The sequence below is a fragment of the Vibrio sp. 2017_1457_13 genome, from assembly GCF_030851525.1.
Classification (GTDB): domain Bacteria; phylum Pseudomonadota; class Gammaproteobacteria; order Enterobacterales; family Vibrionaceae; genus Vibrio; species Vibrio metschnikovii.
The window spans coordinates 183738-201752 of sequence record NZ_VHTA01000007.1 but is presented as its reverse complement, the minus strand read 5'-3'; the positions used below and the strand labels follow the sequence as shown (position 1 = coordinate 201752).

The following is an 18015-nucleotide window of genomic DNA, read 5'->3' as shown; positions in this document are numbered from 1 at the left end:
GAATCGTGGCCAGAAGTGAGTAGATTAGTAGCTGTCGCAGCGGAAGTGACAAGGAATAGGAATGACACAAGGAGTGTTGCTTCAAGGATGAGACGGTGAATCGGAACATCGCCGCAAGGATTAGGACTCATTAAGGATATGACCATTGACATGAGGTTGATGGGCAAGGAAAGCAGGACCCTATGGAATAGGTCGGGACCCCTTCAGGATGAGGGTAGGACACCGCTCAAGGAACAAGTGAAGGAAACTAACCAGGATCGGTTAGTGTCATGGATGAATAGGGACACCGCCAAGGTGGCGATGCATAGGATAAGGTCACTGGATTGTACCGCTACTATTAGGGACGATGCAGGGAGCACGAACAAGTAGCTGGATTGCTATAAGTAAGACTTAAGCCCCGATACCATGTGTGTCGGGGCTTTTCTTAGTTCGGATAGGGCAGTGAAAACATGATGTTGCTGCCGGTAATGTCGAACGGTTTGAGTATAATGATAATTATAATAATGTGATGTTGAGCAAATGACATCAAGATCAATACGTCATCGTTGGGATTGGTTTACTTTCGCCTACTTCTTCAAGAAAACTCCGCAGTGGCTTAGCGCTGTTTATATCGCGAGACGGTGAAGTGGCAAGGTTGTCGTGATACCCGCGCTATCATTATGATGGCTACGGAGTACGACGATTTGTTTCTTTACTCGTTTTAGGTATTGAGAGAATTGATATTGTTGAGAACAAGGATGGCCCGTGACGATAGTAACACGTAGAACGTTAATAGTGCCTTATACCGAGACGTTTGAATCTGATTTTTTGATGCTTAATTGTTGTGCTAAAAATCGTGCCCAAATGAATGGCCCGAAAACCGTGGCTGCGGCGAGACAGCAATTTCAACGTATTTTACATGACCCTCACTTACATGCGATGGCTGTGCTGGATAATTATAATCGTGAATACATGGGGCATTTGTACGTTGAAGTCGACGAGCAGAGTGCTGAGTTGGGCTTTGTGTTCGATAAAAGTTATTGGGGACAAGGGATCGCTAATGAGGCATTGCAGGCTTTTTTCCCTAAAATTTGTCAACGATTACACCTTGAGAAGGTGATGGCTAGGGTCAACGCTCAGCATGCGGCGGCTCAATCTATTTTGGATAAATTAGGTTTTGTTTCGATAAGAACGGAAGACGACATTTTTGGCGTGTTTTATGAGTATCAATGGCAACGCCAAACCGAGTTATCCTCATTTGCCAGTTACTTTCTCTGAGCAGTAACGGCGTTAAGTTTAAAGCATTCGGTGCGGCGGCAGATGAAAGCCCGAGGGGGTAAAGCCGACCATCACCAGTTGCCCTTGATAGCAATCATCGCCGAGTGCAGAGAATTCAAAATAGTAAACCGTATGCCAACGCCAGCGATGAGCTGGCGTTTTCCATTTATGCTGCCCAAAAGAGACACTGAGTAACTGTAAATCTAATGCTGCGCATTTACGTGCTATACACTGTTTGGCTATTTCTGATTGACGACGCTGCTGCCAAAATAGGTAACAGATTAAGCTCAGTAGAATGATGCCAATAAGGTTATCAATCATTCGCTTTCCTTTATGGCGATGAAGGTTTGGTGGCACGCTGTAAATTGACCAGCGCTTGAGAGAGTTCTGGTGAAGGGCTGCTATGGAGTAGCGGTAATAGCACGACTCGCAGCTCTGGTAACATGACTAAATCAGCAAAAATTTGATTAAATAGCGTTTGATCGCCACTTTGCGCTAGGCGCAGTAAAAATCGTTGAGCACGTCCGCTTTGTTTTAGCGCAGACCAGCAACGACCGGCAATAGCAATCAGCACTTCTGGGTGACAAAAAGAAGAGTCATCCAACACTTGATCAATCCATTGAGCTAGCTGCTCTGGCGTCCCTCCAGAGAGTGCTCGGATCAACGCGGCCAATAAAAATAGATCACCTTCAGGTTGCGTGATGCAAACTCGTAATTTCTCATCGAGAGCCTGTGCTAGGTCATTAGGTAATGAGCTGTGTTCAAGGGCTCCGAGCAGAGCGTAGAGCACTGGCGAAGGTAAATGGGGTAACGCATTGATGATTAACTGGCTATTATTAGCGTCGTTAAGGCGTGCACAGATATCGCTAATACCTTGCAGGCCAACACTTTGCCAGTTATCCCATCCTAAATCACCCGTTAAGTAATGCTGGGCATGTTCATAATATTGGCTACTTGGCAATGAGAGCTGTCGGCGAATTTGACTATGAATGACCGCCATTTTTTCTTCGCTTGGCTTAAAGGTATAAGGATTATTAGCAAGCTTTTGTTGTTGAGCTTCGGTTAATTCACCGGTGAGGCGCGAGCCCATTGCTTCGAGAACGTAGCTAAGAAACTGGCCTATTTCCGCTTGGGCCAGTAACCCGCGTTCATCAAGGTTAAATTTTACAAACCATATCCACGGTTGTTTGTGTTGATGCCAATAAACAATCGCTAGATGAGCCTGACGTTGCAACGGGTAAGGGTACGGTTGTCTTGCTTGTTCAACATGGTGAAATTGTTGTGCATCGACGGGTTGGATTCGCCGTCCCAGATCAAAAATCTGATAGTGTACTTCACTCTGTTGGAGTAAATCAGTGAGGGTATGAATCGGCTGCATAAGGGATTATTTGTTCCTAACTTTCTTTGTTTAATAAATGGTATCATTTGTCGCAAATTCAAGGCCCAACAAATAAACATTGATGATCAATCCGACACCTTTACCGGTTTTGCTGCAACAATTAACCACAGAACTCAAAGCGGCGGCTTTATGGCAAGCACATCGCCCAACGGAAGATAAGCTCCTCAGTCGAGAGCCGTTTGCTATTGATACGCTACACCCACATGAATGGCTACAATGGATTTTTTTACCTCGAATGTGGCAATTACTCGACACGAAACAACCTTTGCCTAGAGGGTTTTTGTTAACCCCTTATTTTGTTGAAGCGTGGAAAGGGCAATCCGGCTATCAGCCGTTGATTGAGGTATTAATAGAGATAGATAGAGTGGCGCAACAATGTTAGAGATTATTTATCAAGACCCGTATCTGGTTGCAGTCAATAAGCCAGCGGGAATGCTCGTTCATCGCTCTTGGTTGGATAAGCATGAAACTCAATTTGTGATGCAAACCTTACGTGATCAAATTGGTCAACATGTCTTCCCTTTGCACCGCTTAGATCGACCGACATCTGGCGTACTTGTGTTTGCATTATCCAGCGAAGTCGCCTCAACACTGATGCCCATGTTTGCTAGTCAACAAATGGAAAAAACTTACCATGCTGTAGTGCGAGGCTGGATTGAGCAAGCGGATGTTTTGGATTATCCATTGAAGGTTGAGTTAGATAAAATCGCCGATAAGTTTGCTCAAGAAGATAAAGAGCCGCAATCAGCAATGACTGCTTATCGACCGCTGGCCAAAGTTGAAGTGCCTTTTTCTACCGGCAAGTTTGCCACCACCCGCTACAGTTTGATGGAATTGAAACCGAAGACTGGCCGTAAGCATCAACTGCGGCGTCATATGGCACATTTGCGTCACCCGATTGTTGGCGATACCACTCATGGTGATGGTAAACATAATCGCTTGTACCGTGAGCAGTATCAAGTGCAGCGTTTGATGCTTCACGCTAGCCAATTAAGCTTTATTCATCCTTATACAGAGCAAATGGTCACCTTAAACGCAGGGTTTGATGACGATTGGCAACGCTTGTTTAGCGCTTTTTCATGGCCAGACCCACAACAAAAAAGCCTTCTCGATTGAGAAGGCTTTTCTTTTCTCTTTGATTACTTAGCTAAGTAATCACGAATCGCAGCTTCAATGCCTGCGCCATCTAAACCTAATTCAGCATGCATCTCTTCTTGCGTCCCTTGAGCAATAAATTGATCCGGCAAGCCAAGATTTAAGGTCGGTTTGAGGAGTTTTTGCGCCATCAAATACTCAGCCACAGCCGCGCCAGCACCGCCAGCAATAACGTTTTCTTCCAAAGTGACCAGTACGTCATGGCTATTGGCTAACTCAGTGATCAATGCTTCATCCAGCGGTTTCACAAAGCGCATATCCGCGACGGTGGCATTAAGGGCTTCGGCCGCTTGTAAAGCGTTCGGTAGTAGAGTGCCAAAACTGAGGATCGCCACTTTTTCACCTTGACGGATCAGACGACCTTTACCAATCGTCAGTGGGGTAAAATCGGTTTCAATCTGCACGCCCATGCCGGTACCACGAGGATAACGCACTGCACTTGGACCTTGATGCCGATGCCCGGTATAGAGCATTTGCCGACATTCATTTTCATCTGCCGGAGCCATGATCAATAAATTGGGAATACAACGTAAGAAACTTAAATCAAATGCCCCTTGATGAGTTTGACCATCGGCACCCACTAGTCCCGCGCGGTCAATGGCAAACATCACGGGTAGATTCATGATCGCGACATCATGGATCAATTGATCATAACCGCGCTGTAAAAAGGTAGAGTAAATGGCCACAATCGGATGGTAGCCACCGATCGCCATACCGGTAGCCAGTGTTACCGCATGTTGCTCTGCAATCGCGACATCAAAATACTGACTAGGGTACTCTTTGGAGAAACGCACCATCCCCGAACCTTCACGCATTGCAGGGGTGATGGCCATTAATTTAGGATCTTGCGCGGCCATATCACATAAAAAATCACCGAAGATTTTTGAGTACGTAGGCTTACTTTCAGCACTCTTTGATAGGCTGGTATGGTTTAAATCAAATTTGGGTACCGCATGATAACCAATCGGATCTTTCTCTGCTGGAGCGTAGCCCTTACCTTTTTTGGTCATGACATGCAAAAATTGCGGGCCTTTGAGTTCACGCATGTTTTTGATGGTTTTAATCAGTTCTAACACATCATGGCCGTCAATCGGACCGATATAATTAAAGCCAAACTCTTCAAATAGCGTCCCCGGTACGACCATACCTTTTAAATGCTCTTCGGTACGACGTACCAGCTCTTTAATCGGTGGAATGCCCGATAAAACTTTTTTGCCGCCTTCACGTATCGAAGTGTATAAACTGCCAGACAGTAATTGCGCCAAATGGTTATTGAGTGCGCCGACATTTTCTGAAATCGACATTTCATTATCATTTAAGATAACCAGCATATCGCTGTCGACATCGCCTGCGTGGTTCATGGCTTCAAATGCCATTCCCGCGGTGATGGCACCATCACCAATCACACTGACGACTTTACGTCCTTTGGCTTCTTTCGCGGCGCAAATAGCGACGCCGAGCGCAGCACTGATTGAGGTTGATGAGTGGCCAACAGAGAGGGTGTCATACTCGCTCTCTTCTCGCCAAGGAAAAGGATGCAGTCCATCTTTTTGACGAATGGTCGACATCTGCTCGCGGCGGCCAGTGAGGATTTTGTGAGGGTAAGCTTGATGGCCGACATCCCAAATCAGTTTATCAAAAGGGGTTTGGTAGACGTAATGCAAAGCGACGGTTAGTTCTACCGTGCCTAATCCAGAGGCCAAGTGACCGCTAGAGCGACTGACGGAATTCAGTAAATAGGTACGTAACTCATCACAAAGCTTAGGTAGCATTTCTTTGGGCATGCTACGCAGTTCGTCTGGGGTATTTGCTAGGGCCAGTGTTGGATATTTCGAAATATCAAGAGTCATAGTTATGCGCGCTTATCGTGTTAGTTTTTGCGCTCGATGACGTATCGGGCGAACTCTTCGAGATGCTCAGTATTATACGGAATCGCTTGTAATGCTTCGAGCGCTTCTGCAAGCAGAACTTGAGCTTTATTCATGGCACCTTCTAAGCCGAGTAGGGCTGGATAAGTGCTTTTATGCAGTTGTTGGTCTGAACCTTGCGGTTTACCTAATGTTTCAGTATCGCTGATGATGTCTAAAATATCATCTTGTACTTGAAAGGCGAGGCCTACCGCTGCCGCATAGCGATCCAGTTGCGGCAAAATAGCCAAGCCCTTTTGGCCTGCAGCCATGGCACCCAATCGGATGGCACAACGCATCAGTGCACCGGTTTTATTGTGATGAATGGTTTCTAATTCGTCTAATGTTATACGACGATTTTCCGCGGCCAGATCTAACGCTTGACCTAAACACATTCCTTGAGCACCAGACGCTTCGGCTAAAGCTTGAATCATTTTGATCCGATTCGTTTCACCATGAGTGGAGAGTTGACCTTCTGCCAAAATAGTAAACGCCAGAGTTTGCAGAGCATCCCCGGTTAAAATCGCCGTTGCTTCATCAAATTTAATATGACAGGTTGGTTTTCCACGACGTAAGTCGTCGTCGTCCATGGCGGGCAAATCATCATGAATCAATGAATAAGCGTGGACACACTCGACAGCGCAAGCTGGAGTGTCGAGATCAGTCAGTTGGCAGCCGAGCATTTGTCCGGTGATGTAGACCAAGTAAGGGCGAGCTCGTTTACCACCAAGCAATAAACCGTAACGCATAGCTTCAATCATAGGAAGATGCTGATAAGGTAAACGATGTAACCACTCGTCTAGTTGCTGATTATTTCTCTGTTGAAAAGAGGAAAGCGCCTCAATCATAGGATCTGTATTACTCTCTGGTTATTCGGGAACAGCGGTGAATTCAGCTAACGGTGCATCGTCCGAGTTATCAAGAAGAATGCGCACTCGTTGTTCGGCTTCATCGAGTTTGGCTTGCCCGCTGCGAGCTAAGGCGATACCCCGTTCAAATTTTTTTAATGCTTCATCGAGTGCAATATCGCCGCTTTCTAATTGTTCAACTAAGTTATCTAGCTCTTCGATTGTCGCTTCGAAGGACATATTCTCCGGTTTTTTGCTCGCCATAATCATTTTGCCTCAAAAAAGATGCACGAAAGTTACCTTAGGGCGTACAGATGGTCAAATTTAACCAAGCAAATTTGTTATAAATAAGGCGCTTTTTTATCAGACCGCTAAGCTTATCTAAAAATAGTCAAACATAACCATTAATTTTAGGAGGGCTATGATGGTCAAGACCTCAGGGGAACGTGTTGCTGCTGTAGCGTTGTTTAACTCAGTGATAAGGTCACTTATGCTGCGCTAATAATCTGAAGTTTATTGAAAGCAAAATGTTTTTTTGCGATAACGAGTCAAAGAGCGGCACTTGGGGATAGTGGGTTTTGCGTATAAACTTAACCATAATATAAGTTAAAGATTTTGCTCTTGTGCCGATAAGAAGAGTAATCTCAATAATGCAGATGACAAGCATGAGGAGCGCTTCGTGGATTTAGCAACGCTAGTAGGCCTAATTGGTGGTCTGGCTTTCGTTTTGATGGCAATGGTCGTTGGTGGTAGCCTTGTGATGTTTGTCGATGTCACATCGGTTCTGATCGTCGTCGGTGGTTCAACCTTCGTTGTGTTAGTCAAATTTACCATGGGGCAGTTTTTTGGTGCGGCCAAAATTGCCGCTAAAGCGTTTATGTTTAAAGCGGAAGAGCCTGAAGACTTAATTGCCAAAATCGTTGAGATGGCCGATGCAGCGCGTAAAGGTGGTTTCTTAGCGTTAGAAGAGATGGAAATCTCTAATTCATTTATGCAAAAAGGCATCGATTTATTGGTTGATGGGCACGATGCTGATGTCGTTCGCACCGCATTACAAAAAGACATCGTTTTAACCGATGAGCGCCATGAATTAGGGACGGGTGTTTTTCGTGCCTTTGGTGATGTAGCCCCTGCGATGGGGATGATCGGTACGTTGATAGGCTTAGTGGCCATGTTATCAAATATGGATGACCCGAAAGCTATCGGCCCAGCAATGGCGGTGGCGTTATTGACGACGTTGTATGGGGCGATCATGGCAAACATGATCTTCTTCCCTATTGCCGATAAATTGGCGTTACGCCGAGGACAAGAAACCTTAAATCGTCGTTTAATTATGGATGGTGTCTTAGCGATTCAAGATGGACAAAACCCGCGAGTGATCGATGGCTATTTGAAAAATTATCTTAATGAAGGTAAGCGAGTACTTGATGTCGATAATGAATAGCGGGGGGCCATCATGGAGGATCTAAAACGCAAATGCCCACCGCCGGGCCTGCCTGCCTATATGGGAACCTTTGCCGATTTGATGGCATTGTTGATGTGCTTTTTTGTACTGCTGCTGTCTTTTTCAGAGATGGACGTTCTTAAATTCAAACAGATCGCGGGTTCGATGAAGTTTGCGTTTGGGGTACAAAACCGTTTAGAAGTCAAAGATATACCTAAAGGGACCAGTGTGATTGCTCAAGAGTTTCGTCCAGGTCGTCCTGAGCCGACTCCTATTGACGTGATCATGCAGCAAACAATTGATATTACTCAGCAAACGTTAGAATTTCATGAAGGTGATTCCGATCGAGCTGGTGGTAATCAGCGCGATGATGGTCAGCTAACGGGCGGAGAGTCTCCTGAAACCTCGACTGAAGATAGTCAAGAGAATGAAGACGCTGAGCAGGAGCAAGAGCAATCTGAAGCCCTCTCTGAAGAGATGGAAATTGTTTTAGAGAACATCAAAAAAGCCTTAGATCGAGAAATTGAGCAAGGGGCCGTTGAGGTGGAAAACTTAGGCCAGCAAATTCTGATCCGTATTCGTGAGCGGGGGGCTTTTCCTGAAGGTTCCGCCTTTTTACAACCTCAATTTCGACCCTTGGTTCGGCAGATTGCCGAATTAGTCAAAGACGTTCCCGGTATTGTTCAGGTGACTGGGCATACTGATAATCAACGATTAGATTCTGAGCTTTATCGCTCAAATTGGGATCTTTCAGCGCAGCGAGCAGTGTCGGTTGCGCAAGAAATGGAAAGAGTGACCGGTTTTGACCACCGACGTTTAGAAGTCAGAGGATTGGCTGATACCGCGCCGGTTGGCCCGAACGATACCGAAGCGCAACGCTCTCGTAATCGACGAGTCGAGATCGGTATCATGCAAGGAAAACCGCTGTTAAGTGAGGAGATCCCTTCACTACAATAGTATCAATCGTCGTTCTAGGTTCTCGATCCCAGAACCTAGAACCTAGAACCCAAATCTCCCCACTTATCATGCCATTCGCTTTTAAGCGAAGAGTCGTCATAAACCTTGCCTTTTATGATGATTTTCCTAATTGAGTAGATCGTGTATAATCCTGCCCCTTTGCTGATCTCTATCCTGAGCGTCACTGCTTAGCATGAAGCTCAATGTTTGTTTTGAACCTAATTTGCGAATAGCCCCATGAAATTTATTGTTAAACCCCATCCAGAAATTTTTGTTAAAAGTGAATCAGTACGTAAGCGTTTTACCAAGATTCTTGAATCGAATATTCGCAATATTATTAAAAAGCGGACCACTGGCGTTGCGGTTTTTAACCGCCGTGATCATATTGAAGTCAGTGCCAATAGTGATCAGTTTTTTCAACAAACATTAGAGATTTTAACCACTACGCCGGGTATCCAACAGGTATTACAAGTTAAGCAATCGACGTTTACCGACATGCATGACATTTATCTGCAAGTGTTAGAGACCAGTCGTGAACTGATTGAAAATAAAACCTTTGCGGTACGTGCCAAACGTCGTGGTAAGCATGATTTTTCATCGCTTGAATTAGAGCGTTATATTGGTGGTGGACTGAATCAAGCGGTTCCTTCAGCAAAAGTGAAATTAACTCGTCCTGATATTATTGTTCATATTGAAGTGACGGATGAATTACTCAATCAGGTGATTGCTCGTTACAAAGGGTTAGGCGGTTTTCCACTTGGAACGCAAGAGGATGTACTTAGCTTGATTTCGGGTGGTTACGATTCTGGTGTATCGAGTTATTTGCACATTAAACGCGGTTCTAAAGTCCATTATTGCTTTTTCAATCTGGGCGGGCCTGCGCATGAAATCGGTGTTAAGCAAGTCGCGCATTATTTATGGAACAAGTACGGCTCGTCAGCTAAGGTACGTTTTATCTCTGTTGATTTTGAGCCGGTTGTTGCCGAGATTTTAGAAAAAATTGACGATGGTCAGATGGGCGTCGTGCTCAAACGTATGTTTATGCGGGTTGCTGGCCGTATCGCAGAGAAGTTTGGTATTCAGGCGTTGGTGACTGGCGAAGCGATTGGCCAAGTCTCCAGTCAGACCTTGACCAACTTGCGCCATATTGATGGCGTGACCGATCGTCTTATTCTTCGTCCGCTGATCAACTGGGATAAAGGCGATATCATGGATCTTGCCCGTGATATTGGCACGGAAGATTTCGCGAAAACCATGCCAGAATATTGTGGTGTGATTTCTAAAAATCCGACTGTAAAAGCGGTCAAAGCTCTATTAGAAGAACAAGAAGCGAAACTCGATTTTACTATCTTAGATAAAGTGATTTATGACGCTCGTTTGATGGATATTCGTGATATCGAAAAAGAGAGTCAGCAGCAAGCACCGGAAGTGGAACAGGTCGATGCAGTACAAGAGCATGCTATCGTGCTCGATATTCGTAGTCCTGAAGAGGAAGATGATGCACCATTAGAACTTGACGGTATTGAAGTGATGACCATTCCATTCTATAAGTTAGCCACCAAGTTCGGCGATCTTGATCAGTCCAAAACCTATTTGCTCTATTGTCAACGAGGTGTGATGAGTCGTTTACAAGCCTTATACTTAAAAGAGCAAGGTTTTGATAATGTTAAGGTTTACCGCCCTTAGTTAACTTTAATCGGTTGTTAAACTACGTTTGCCCAGTTGATGATACTGGGCTTTTTATTATAGCCAAACAAGTTGGAGTCAACACTGCGGCGGCTTCAAGTAGGAAGTGGGTGGCGAATAGATAAAAAAACACCGCCAAAAGGCGGTGCTAAATATTTGACAGACAGGTCAAAAAATAAATACAGGAAGTATTTGTTTTGTTACAGGGGATAACTGTACAAAACAGGGTGGTAGAAACTACCGAACTCGAAAAACGAGTTTGCAAACACAACATCGCAACAGCAAACCAATTGATTCAAAAAGAATCAAGCCGTTCAGGCTTGCGTTACGGGGTGCAATATAGATTTTCTCTGGCTGGTTAGCAACGGACAATTTATAATGTTTCACATAAAAAAAACTAATCGGTTTTAGAGTGTCCCTATGTCCAGAAGATTACCACCGCTCAATTCATTAAAAGTCTTTGAAGCGGCTGCACGTCATTTAAGTTTTACCCGAGCGGCGGAAGAGTTATTTGTGACTCAAGCGGCGGTTAGCCACCAAATCAAGGCGTTAGAAGAATTCCTTGGCCTTAAGTTATTTCGTCGCCGTAATCGTTCATTGTTACTGACGGAAGAAGGACAAGGCTATTTTCTCGATATTAAGGATATTTTTAGTGCGTTGGCGGAAGCTACTGACAAATTACTTGAGCGAAGTGAAAAAGGCGCATTGACCATCAGTCTGCCACCCAGTTTTGCTATTCAATGGTTGGTGCCTCGCCTGGCGGATTTTAATCAGCAACAACCTGACATTGATGTGCGTATCAAAGCGGTAGATATGGAAGAAGGATCACTCACCGATGATGTTGATGTGGCGATTTACTATGGTCGAGGTAATTGGCCTGGCCTGCGGGCGGATAAATTGTACCAAGAGTTTTTGATCCCGCTTTGCTCACCTGCGTTGTTAGTCGGTCCGAAGCCTTTAGTCACCTTAAGTGATTTAGCACGACATACATTATTGCATGATACGTCACGCAAGGATTGGAAGCAGTTTGCTAAAGAAAATGGTTTAGATTCGCTGAATGTTAATCAAGGTCCTATTTTTAGTCATTCAACCATGGTGTTGCAGGCTGCCGCTCATGGACAAGGCGTGGCGTTAGGCAATAACGTATTAGCGCAACCGGAATTAGATGCTGGACGTTTAGTCGCCCCATTTGATGAAGTGTTGATGACCAAAAATGCGTTTTATGTTGTTTGTCATGAGAAGCAAGCGGACATGGGACGAATTGCGACTTTTCGAGATTGGATGTTGAAAAAAGCGCGTAAAGAACAAGAGGTAATATTGGATGACGCAAGCCATAACCCCTTATGAATCAGTGATTATCGATGAACCGAGCTGTGGTCAATCATCGACTTTAGCGGCGACATTTATTTTTGCCCATGGGGCAGGAGCGGATAAAACCCATCCATTCATGCAGACGATTGCCAAGGGTTTGGCCGCTAAAGGGATTCGCGTGGTGCGTTTTGATTTTCCTTATATGGTTAAACGTCAGCAAGATGGCAAACGTCGTCCGCCGGATCGCGCGCCTAAGTTACTCGAAGCTTACACGCAAGTGATTGAACAGTTTGCCAATCAACCACTGGTGATTGGTGGTAAATCGATGGGGGGGCGTATGGCGTCTTTATTGGCTGAACACCCACAGGTCCGCGCTATCGCCTGTCTCGGTTTTCCTTTTCATCCACCGGGTAAACCCGAACGCTACAAAGGGGAGCATTTAGCCTCACTGAGCAAGCCATGCCTGATATTACAAGGGCAGCGTGATACTTTCGGCTCACAGGCGGAAGTCGAACTGTTTCCACTAAGTCGTTCGGTTTCAGTGCAGTATCTTCCGGATGGCGATCATAGTTTTGCACCAAGAAAATCTTCGGGTTACCGCTTAGAAGATAACCTTGCTTGGGCAATTGAATCTTTGGCGCAGTTTATTGGTGAGGTTTATGATGAAAAGTAGTCAATCACTGACACTGATTGTGGGTGGGCTCGTCTGTGGTATCTCGGTCGCCTTAGGAGCGTTTGCCGCTCATGGTTTAAAAGCTCAACTGACGGAATATGCCTTAACGATTTTTCAAACCGCTGCTCATTATCAATTTATGCACGGTCTGGCGATGATTGCTTGCGGTTTAGCTCTTGGTTTACCGTTAATGGAAAAGTCGCGAAATTATTTTGGTCGTGCGGCGATTTGCTTTATCATCGGCATCTTTTGTTTCAGCGGTAGTCTTTACCTATTAGCGTTGACCGGAGTGTCGTGGTTAGGCTTCGTAACGCCTATTGGTGGACTGCTGTTTTTATTAGGCTGGTGCATGTTCGTTCTAGCCGCGATTAATATCAAAGAGGTAAGAGTGTGAAACAAGTCATGCTGTACTGTCGTGCGGGCTTTGAAAAAGAGTGCGCCGGTGAAATTCAGGATAAAGCGACACAGCTTGAAGTGTATGGTTTTCCTCGCCTTAAAAATAATACGGGCTACGTGTTGTTTGAGTGTTATCAAGCGGAAGATGCCGATAAACTCATTAAAAACATTGATTTTCAAACACTTATTTTTGCTCGACAAATGTTTGCAGTGACCGCTGAGTTTACTGAGTTACCGAAAGATGACCGAATCTCACCGATTTTGAGTTATTTTAAACAGGAACAAGCATTTCCACAGTGTGGTGATTTACGCATTGAAACACCAGACACTAACGAAGCAAAAGAACTGCTTAAGTTTTGTCGTAAATTTACCGTGCCGCTGCGTCAAGCGCTGCGTAGCCATGGGGTACTATTGGCTAAAGAGAGCACTAAAAAACCGGTGTTGCATGTTTGTTTTACCGCTCCTGGACACTGTTATTTAGGCTATTCGTATAGCCATAATAACTCGCCATTTTTTATGGGTATCCCTCGTTTAAAATTCCCAGCGGATGCGCCAAGTCGCTCGACCTTAAAATTAGAAGAAGCCTTTCATGTCTTTATCCCTCGTGCGGAATGGGATACGCGTTTGGCATCGGGTATGTGGGCGGTGGATCTCGGTGCTTGCCCTGGTGGTTGGACTTATCAGTTAGTGAAGCGTTCGATGTTTGTTCATGCCGTGGATAATGGCATGATGGCACAAAGCTTAATGGACACCGGTCAGGTTAAACATCATATGGAAGATGGTTTTAAGTTTGAACCTCCGCGTAAGAACGTCACTTGGATTGTCTGCGATATGATTGAGAAGCCTGCGCGCGTTGCTCAGTTGATGGGGGAGTGGATCATCAGTGGTTGGGCTAAAGAGGCGATCTTTAATCTCAAATTACCGATGAAGGGCCGCTACGATGAGGTATTGCAAGATATTGAGAATCTGAAAGATTTTCTGAAACAGAATAAAGTTAAGTTTCGCTTACAAGCCAAGCATCTCTATCATGATCGAGAAGAGATCACTGTCCATATTCAGTCACTGTCGACCATTTCTCCCTACTAAATCGGTTTGTTGTTTGTTGATTCGTTTTGAGCCTAGTTTTGGGGCTCAAAACGGATATCCTGCAAATTAAAACCGAGTTCAATGTCAGTTTTCAGGGTGGCAACTTGCTTGCAAATCCTTGCTATTTCAATCTCTTGATCGAGTTTTTTCCGATATTTACTGGCTAAGGTGTCACTGGCATAAGCGTGTTCGATATCGGTAAATTCAGAGAGGATCGCTTGAGCTGCTTTAGGGCCGAGACCAGCGACACCAGGTACTTGGCTCGAACTCATGCCCGTTAGACCCCAATAGTCGGTCAATTGGCTCGGTTTTACCCCAAATTCTTGTTCGATAAATGGCGCATCTAGCCAGCGATGTTGAAAATAATCACGAATCTGTAAGGTCGGAGACAACAGCTGACAATAGCCTTTATCAGTGGAAATGATCGTTACTTTTTCACCATGGCTGGCCACTTTACAGGCAAGGGTTGCGACTAAATCATCCGCTTCATCACCTTCTGAAAGCAGTGAATCGATACCCAGTTCCCACCATGCTTGTTGAATTTGCTCCAAGCCATTATGTAGGCTAGTGGGCATCGGCTTACGTCCTTGTTTATAGCTTGGCAATAGTTCGGCACGCCAGCCACGATCTTGCAACGCATGATCAAACACCGCAATCATGTGAGTCGGAGCGGATTCATTAATAATACGCTGTAAGGTGCGGCAGGTGGTATTAGCGGTGCGGGCGATATCGCTTTCATCGGGTTGAGCGGAATGCACTCTGCGGATCAGGTTTAACGCATCAATAATCACAAGATGAATAGACATAATCACCAAAAAATAAGGGCTGTTAGGCCCTTATTGTAATGAAATTAAAGCAGATTACTATCCTTGCTGAGCGCCACTAGGAGCTAATTCGATAGCAAGGCACATAAGCGGTTGAGCCAGGAAGCTTCATCCGGTGTTGATTGACAAAGTCGTTGAGTAATCGGTCCATTTTTTTCATTAATGCTGGTTCACCATGCAGAGTAAACGGACCTTTGCGCTCAATCTCGCGGATCCCTTCCGCTTTGACATTACCAGCAACAATCCCAGAAAAAGCTTTGCGTAAGTTGGAAGCGAGCACCTCTGGGCGTTGATTAAGATGTAAATCCAAGCTCGCCATGCTGTCATGAGTCGGATCAAAGGGCAGTTGGAATTCCGGTTCAATTTTTAATGACCAGTTATAACTGTACGCATCGTCGTGATCTTTTCGATGCTGACGAACCAGTGGCATGGCATCTTTCATAATTCTTGCCGCTTGAACCGGATCATCAATCACAATCGTGTAGTGTTTGCGGGCTTCTTCACCCAGCGTACTACCAATAAATTGATCGATTGAGCGGAAATACGCTTCGCTCTCTTTTGGACCCGTCAATACAATTGGCATTGGTTGGTCTGCATTATCAGGATGCATCATGATCCCGAGAATATACAGCAGCTCTTCTGCGGTTCCTGGACCTCCAGGGAAAATAATGATTCCGTGTGCCATTCGGGCAAAAGCTTCAAGGCGCTTTTCGATATCAGGCATAATCACTAATTGATTGACGATCGGGTTTGGTGGCTCGGCAGCAATGATCGATGGCTCAGTTAAGCCCAAGTAGCGCTGTTGCTGATAGCGTTGTTTAGCATGACCGATAGCGGCCCCTTTCATTGGCCCTTCCATCGCACCAGGTCCACATCCGGTACAGATATTGAGCTCTCTTAGCCCTAATTCATGGCCAACTTCACGGGTATATTGATATTCGGTCGCATTGATCGAATGCCCGCCCCAGCAGACGACAAGGTTGGGTTCTACCCCTGTCACCAAAGTGCCTGCATTGCGTAAGATACCGAATACTAAGTTAGTGATGTGGCTGGCATTGGTTAGGTTCAGTCTTTGATTTTCAGATAAGTGCATGTTGACGTAAACAATATCACGCAGCACAGCAAACAGGTGTTCTTGAATCCCTTTGATGATTTGCCCGTCGACAAACGCTTGCTCTGGTGGATTGGTGAGCTCGAGTTTAATGCCCCGCTCACGACGCAGTACGGTGATATCGAAGTTTTTGTACTGTTCGAGCATTTCTTTGGAGTTATCGGTATGGCTTCCGGAATTGAGTACTGCCAAACTACAATTGCGATACAGCTGATAGAGATCACTGGATGCGGTTTTTTTGAGTCTTTCTACTTCAAGTTGCGACAGTAGATCCATACTGCCGGCTGGGCTAACTTGAGTGATCATCTTGACCTCCTTAACAATCGGGGGAGAAGTGCTATTGGTCCTATGTCATTAATGCACTCTTTCAATCATAGTCGTTATTGATGGAGATAGAGTTTACATGGGTGACTTAGGGGGAACACTCTGTCGTATCGGGATGCCATTTTAGTTCGTTTAGGTTCAACAGTTTGAAATGGCTTATTAATCTTGTGCGTAACCATGGTTTTGGAAAACATCGCTAGGCGCAAGATGTGAAATGAGTCACTAAGTTTACGGAAAATGGTTAAATGTTGTTCGTTTAGTGGCTTATTTCCAAGCCAGTTGATTAGGACCATAAGGCTTCATCTCCTGCAGGGAACGATGCAACCGTTCAAGAACAATTTCTGGTGTATCGGCTTCTTTAAAGTGGGTTGAAGCGGCACTAAGAGTGATGGTGATCTGTTTATCGCGAAATTTAAAAGGCAGTCTAGCCACATTACGCTGTATTTTTTGTATAACCTGATAGCACTCATTATCGGCGCGTTCTGGCAACAGTAAGATGAATTCTTCTCCTGAAAAACGCGCGGCGGTATCGGTTTTTTCCAGCTCTTTATGAATGGTTCGAGCAATCACTTTTAACGCTTTATCCCCAGCAAGATAACCAAAACTTTCATTAATCGCTTTAAAAGCATCAATATCTAAAATCACCAAACGCAAATTATGCTGCGTGCGAATCCAGCGCCGATACTCTAATTCTAATCGATCATTAAACGCAGTGCGGTTATACAATTTGGTCAGTGGATCTTGCAGTAGTCGCTGCGCTTGATCTTCTAATCGACGGCGATAATCTTGAGTCAGTTCTAGCAAGGTTTCCATTTGGTGCTGGGTATATTGCATACGTTCAATCAGCACTTGTTCTCGTTGTTCAGCATGAATCAAACGCTCGGATAAGGCTTCAATTTCACTAAATACCGCACTTACAGGCTTATTGGATTCGTTGGCTTGAGATGATAAAGCATGCTGGCCGCGGTTGACGAGGTGAAGGAGATCTTGATGCATATGTTGGCGATGCTGTTGATAATGGGTGCTTTGCTCAAGATTAACGCGGGTGCTTTGCAGATTTTTCGATAATGAACTATTGATTTGTTCGAGGAATTTCTCCGAGTTTTTACGCTCATATTGAGTACCATCGATGACTAATTTCAGCACTTGCAAAGCCAGCTCAAGTAACCCTTGGCTATTAACCCCAAGCAGCAGCTTGCTGCGGATATCAGTCAGTAAATCTCCAGCCTCACCTTCAAAATCCAGCTCGGTGATCAGGTGCTGTAGTTCATCACTGAGCTGAGTCAGGAGTGCTTTATCGCCGTAATGGGGAGCTTCTTGATGCCCGAGATTAGGATTATGAGCAAAAATTTTCACCGCACGTTGGTATAAATGTAATAGACGCAACGCTTGATCTTGCTGATTGATGGTGTGATTGGTGCTTAACAATTGCTGAACATCGCGTTTCAGTTTGATGGGTAATCCCGGTAGATACAACAGGGTCTCTGCACACTGTTTCACTCGGACATCCATAGGGTGAGTTTGATGTTCATCGTTCGACGTTTGTGATTTCAACATGCGCTCCAGTACGGCTAAACCAGGAAAATTGAGCTAGTCTTTAATGGCCAATTTACACTATCTCAAGGATGAGACGCTAT

General features: G+C 45.0%; 17 protein-coding genes and 1 pseudogene. 10 read left to right on the top strand and 8 right to left on the bottom strand.

What is annotated here, in order from left to right; all coding sequences use genetic code 11:
* Positions 1-744 precede the first annotated feature (744 nt).
* Positions 745-1257, top strand: coding sequence for a GNAT family N-acetyltransferase (locus FKN88_RS11930; RefSeq protein ID WP_158138046.1), 513 nt, complete (start codon positions 745-747; stop codon positions 1255-1257).
* Positions 1258-1275: 18 nt separating this feature from the next.
* Here FKN88_RS11930 and FKN88_RS11925 read toward each other — a convergent pair whose 3' ends face one another.
* Together FKN88_RS11925 and FKN88_RS11920 are read right to left on the bottom strand one after the other, a co-directional pair.
* The gene (locus FKN88_RS11925) at positions 1276-1578 is read right to left on the bottom strand and encodes a DUF3301 domain-containing protein (RefSeq protein ID WP_154168808.1); all 303 of its coding nucleotides are present in this window, start codon (positions 1576-1578) and stop codon (positions 1276-1278) included.
* Positions 1579-1588: 10 nt separating this feature from the next.
* A complete protein-coding gene (locus FKN88_RS11920; RefSeq protein WP_306687650.1) occupies positions 1589-2635 on the bottom strand; it encodes a DUF3549 family protein in 1047 nt (348 codons plus the stop codon).
* Positions 2636-2717: 82 nt separating this feature from the next.
* Between FKN88_RS11920 and FKN88_RS11915 the strand changes: the two genes are divergently transcribed.
* Positions 2718-3038: a YqcC family protein gene (locus FKN88_RS11915; protein WP_161426469.1), complete on the top strand. Its 321-nt coding sequence runs from the start codon at positions 2718-2720 to the stop codon at positions 3036-3038.
* Complete coding sequence (gene truC / locus FKN88_RS11910) at positions 3032-3772, top strand: tRNA pseudouridine(65) synthase TruC (RefSeq protein ID WP_154168802.1); 741 nt, start codon at positions 3032-3034, stop codon at positions 3770-3772. Before FKN88_RS11915 ends, truC begins: the two co-directional genes overlap by 7 nt.
* A 23-nt stretch (positions 3773-3795) precedes the next feature.
* Here the strand turns inward: truC and dxs are convergent, their stop codons facing one another.
* Genes dxs through xseB form a run of 3 tightly spaced genes read right to left on the bottom strand, consistent with a single transcriptional unit; the run spans position 3796 to position 6830 of the window.
* Complete coding sequence (gene dxs / locus FKN88_RS11905; protein ID WP_306687649.1) at positions 3796-5661, bottom strand: 1-deoxy-D-xylulose-5-phosphate synthase; 1866 nt, start codon at positions 5659-5661, stop codon at positions 3796-3798.
* A 20-nt stretch (positions 5662-5681) separates the two neighbouring features.
* Positions 5682-6566 (bottom strand): (2E,6E)-farnesyl diphosphate synthase, encoded by an 885-nt coding sequence (ispA, locus tag FKN88_RS11900; protein ID WP_154168798.1) that lies wholly within the window; start codon positions 6564-6566, stop codon positions 5682-5684.
* Positions 6567-6587: 21 nt separating this feature from the next.
* Positions 6588-6830: an exodeoxyribonuclease VII small subunit gene (xseB, locus tag FKN88_RS11895; protein WP_004395753.1), complete on the bottom strand. Its 243-nt coding sequence runs from the start codon at positions 6828-6830 to the stop codon at positions 6588-6590.
* Positions 6831-7245: 415 nt separating this feature from the next.
* On the opposite strand from xseB, the gene pomA reads away from it, so the two are divergent.
* The 7 genes from pomA to rlmM all read left to right on the top strand — a co-directional run bounded on the left by pomA (position 7246) and on the right by rlmM (position 14119).
* Positions 7246-8010 (top strand): flagellar motor protein PomA, encoded by a 765-nt coding sequence (gene pomA, locus FKN88_RS11890; RefSeq protein WP_004395752.1) that lies wholly within the window; start codon positions 7246-7248, stop codon positions 8008-8010.
* Between the two features lie 12 nt (positions 8011-8022).
* Positions 8023-8967, top strand: coding sequence for a flagellar motor protein MotB (locus tag FKN88_RS11885; protein WP_306687648.1), 945 nt, complete (start codon positions 8023-8025; stop codon positions 8965-8967).
* A gap of 237 nt (positions 8968-9204) precedes the next feature.
* Positions 9205-10653, top strand: a complete 1449-nt coding sequence (gene thiI / locus FKN88_RS11880; RefSeq protein WP_306687647.1) for a tRNA uracil 4-sulfurtransferase ThiI — start codon at positions 9205-9207, stop codon at positions 10651-10653.
* Between the two features lie 420 nt (positions 10654-11073).
* Positions 11074-12000 (top strand): transcriptional regulator GcvA, encoded by a 927-nt coding sequence (locus FKN88_RS11875; protein ID WP_154168794.1) that lies wholly within the window; start codon positions 11074-11076, stop codon positions 11998-12000.
* Positions 11975-12637 carry an alpha/beta fold hydrolase gene (locus FKN88_RS11870; protein WP_306687646.1) on the top strand — a complete coding sequence of 221 codons (663 nt, stop codon included), beginning with the start codon at positions 11975-11977 and terminating at the stop codon, positions 12635-12637. Before FKN88_RS11875 ends, FKN88_RS11870 begins: the two co-directional genes overlap by 26 nt.
* Positions 12627-13031, top strand: a complete 405-nt coding sequence (locus tag FKN88_RS11865) for a DUF423 domain-containing protein (protein WP_154170687.1) — start codon at positions 12627-12629, stop codon at positions 13029-13031. Before FKN88_RS11870 ends, FKN88_RS11865 begins: the two co-directional genes overlap by 11 nt.
* Complete coding sequence (gene rlmM, locus FKN88_RS11860; protein ID WP_154168790.1) at positions 13028-14119, top strand: 23S rRNA (cytidine(2498)-2'-O)-methyltransferase RlmM; 1092 nt, start codon at positions 13028-13030, stop codon at positions 14117-14119. Before FKN88_RS11865 ends, rlmM begins: the two co-directional genes overlap by 4 nt.
* A gap of 32 nt (positions 14120-14151) precedes the next feature.
* Here the strand turns inward: rlmM and xni are convergent, their stop codons facing one another.
* The 3 genes and pseudogenes from xni to FKN88_RS11845 all read right to left on the bottom strand — a co-directional run.
* Positions 14152-14925, bottom strand: a complete 774-nt coding sequence (gene xni, locus FKN88_RS11855; protein ID WP_154168788.1) for a flap endonuclease Xni — start codon at positions 14923-14925, stop codon at positions 14152-14154.
* 76 nt (positions 14926-15001) lie between these two features.
* On the bottom strand, positions 15002-16360 hold the full coding sequence (gene ppnN, locus FKN88_RS11850; protein ID WP_072668673.1) for a nucleotide 5'-monophosphate nucleosidase PpnN: 1359 nt from the start codon (positions 16358-16360) through the stop codon (positions 15002-15004).
* A 282-nt stretch (positions 16361-16642) separates the two neighbouring features.
* Positions 16643-17959 (bottom strand): annotated as a pseudogene (locus tag FKN88_RS11845) (diguanylate cyclase domain-containing protein); the annotation flags it as partial.
* Positions 17960-18015: the final 56 nt, after the last annotated feature.

Excerpts from the sequence above, each read along its gene's own strand:
- FKN88_RS11865 (WP_154170687.1), top strand. The coding sequence starts at position 12,627 with ATGAAAAGTAGTCAATCACTGACACTGATTGTGGGTGGGCTCGTCTGT.
- xni (WP_154168788.1), bottom strand. The coding sequence starts at position 14,925 with ATGTCTATTCATCTTGTGATTATTGATGCGTTAAACCTGATCCGCAGA.
- ppnN (WP_072668673.1), bottom strand. The coding sequence starts at position 16,360 with ATGATCACTCAAGTTAGCCCAGCCGGCAGTATGGATCTACTGTCGCAA.
- FKN88_RS11870 (WP_306687646.1), top strand. The coding sequence starts at position 11,975 with ATGACGCAAGCCATAACCCCTTATGAATCAGTGATTATCGATGAACCG.
- dxs (WP_306687649.1), bottom strand. The coding sequence starts at position 5,661 with ATGACTCTTGATATTTCGAAATATCCAACACTGGCCCTAGCAAATACC.
- truC (WP_154168802.1), top strand. The coding sequence starts at position 3,032 with ATGTTAGAGATTATTTATCAAGACCCGTATCTGGTTGCAGTCAATAAG.
- xseB (WP_004395753.1), bottom strand. The coding sequence starts at position 6,830 with ATGGCGAGCAAAAAACCGGAGAATATGTCCTTCGAAGCGACAATCGAA.
- ispA (WP_154168798.1), bottom strand. The coding sequence starts at position 6,566 with ATGATTGAGGCGCTTTCCTCTTTTCAACAGAGAAATAATCAGCAACTA.
- FKN88_RS11915 (WP_161426469.1), top strand. The coding sequence starts at position 2,718 with ATGATCAATCCGACACCTTTACCGGTTTTGCTGCAACAATTAACCACA.
- thiI (WP_306687647.1), top strand. The coding sequence starts at position 9,205 with ATGAAATTTATTGTTAAACCCCATCCAGAAATTTTTGTTAAAAGTGAA.
- FKN88_RS11920 (WP_306687650.1), bottom strand. The coding sequence starts at position 2,635 with ATGCAGCCGATTCATACCCTCACTGATTTACTCCAACAGAGTGAAGTA.
- FKN88_RS11875 (WP_154168794.1), top strand. The coding sequence starts at position 11,074 with ATGTCCAGAAGATTACCACCGCTCAATTCATTAAAAGTCTTTGAAGCG.
- FKN88_RS11925 (WP_154168808.1), bottom strand. The coding sequence starts at position 1,578 with ATGATTGATAACCTTATTGGCATCATTCTACTGAGCTTAATCTGTTAC.
- FKN88_RS11885 (WP_306687648.1), top strand. The coding sequence starts at position 8,023 with ATGGAGGATCTAAAACGCAAATGCCCACCGCCGGGCCTGCCTGCCTAT.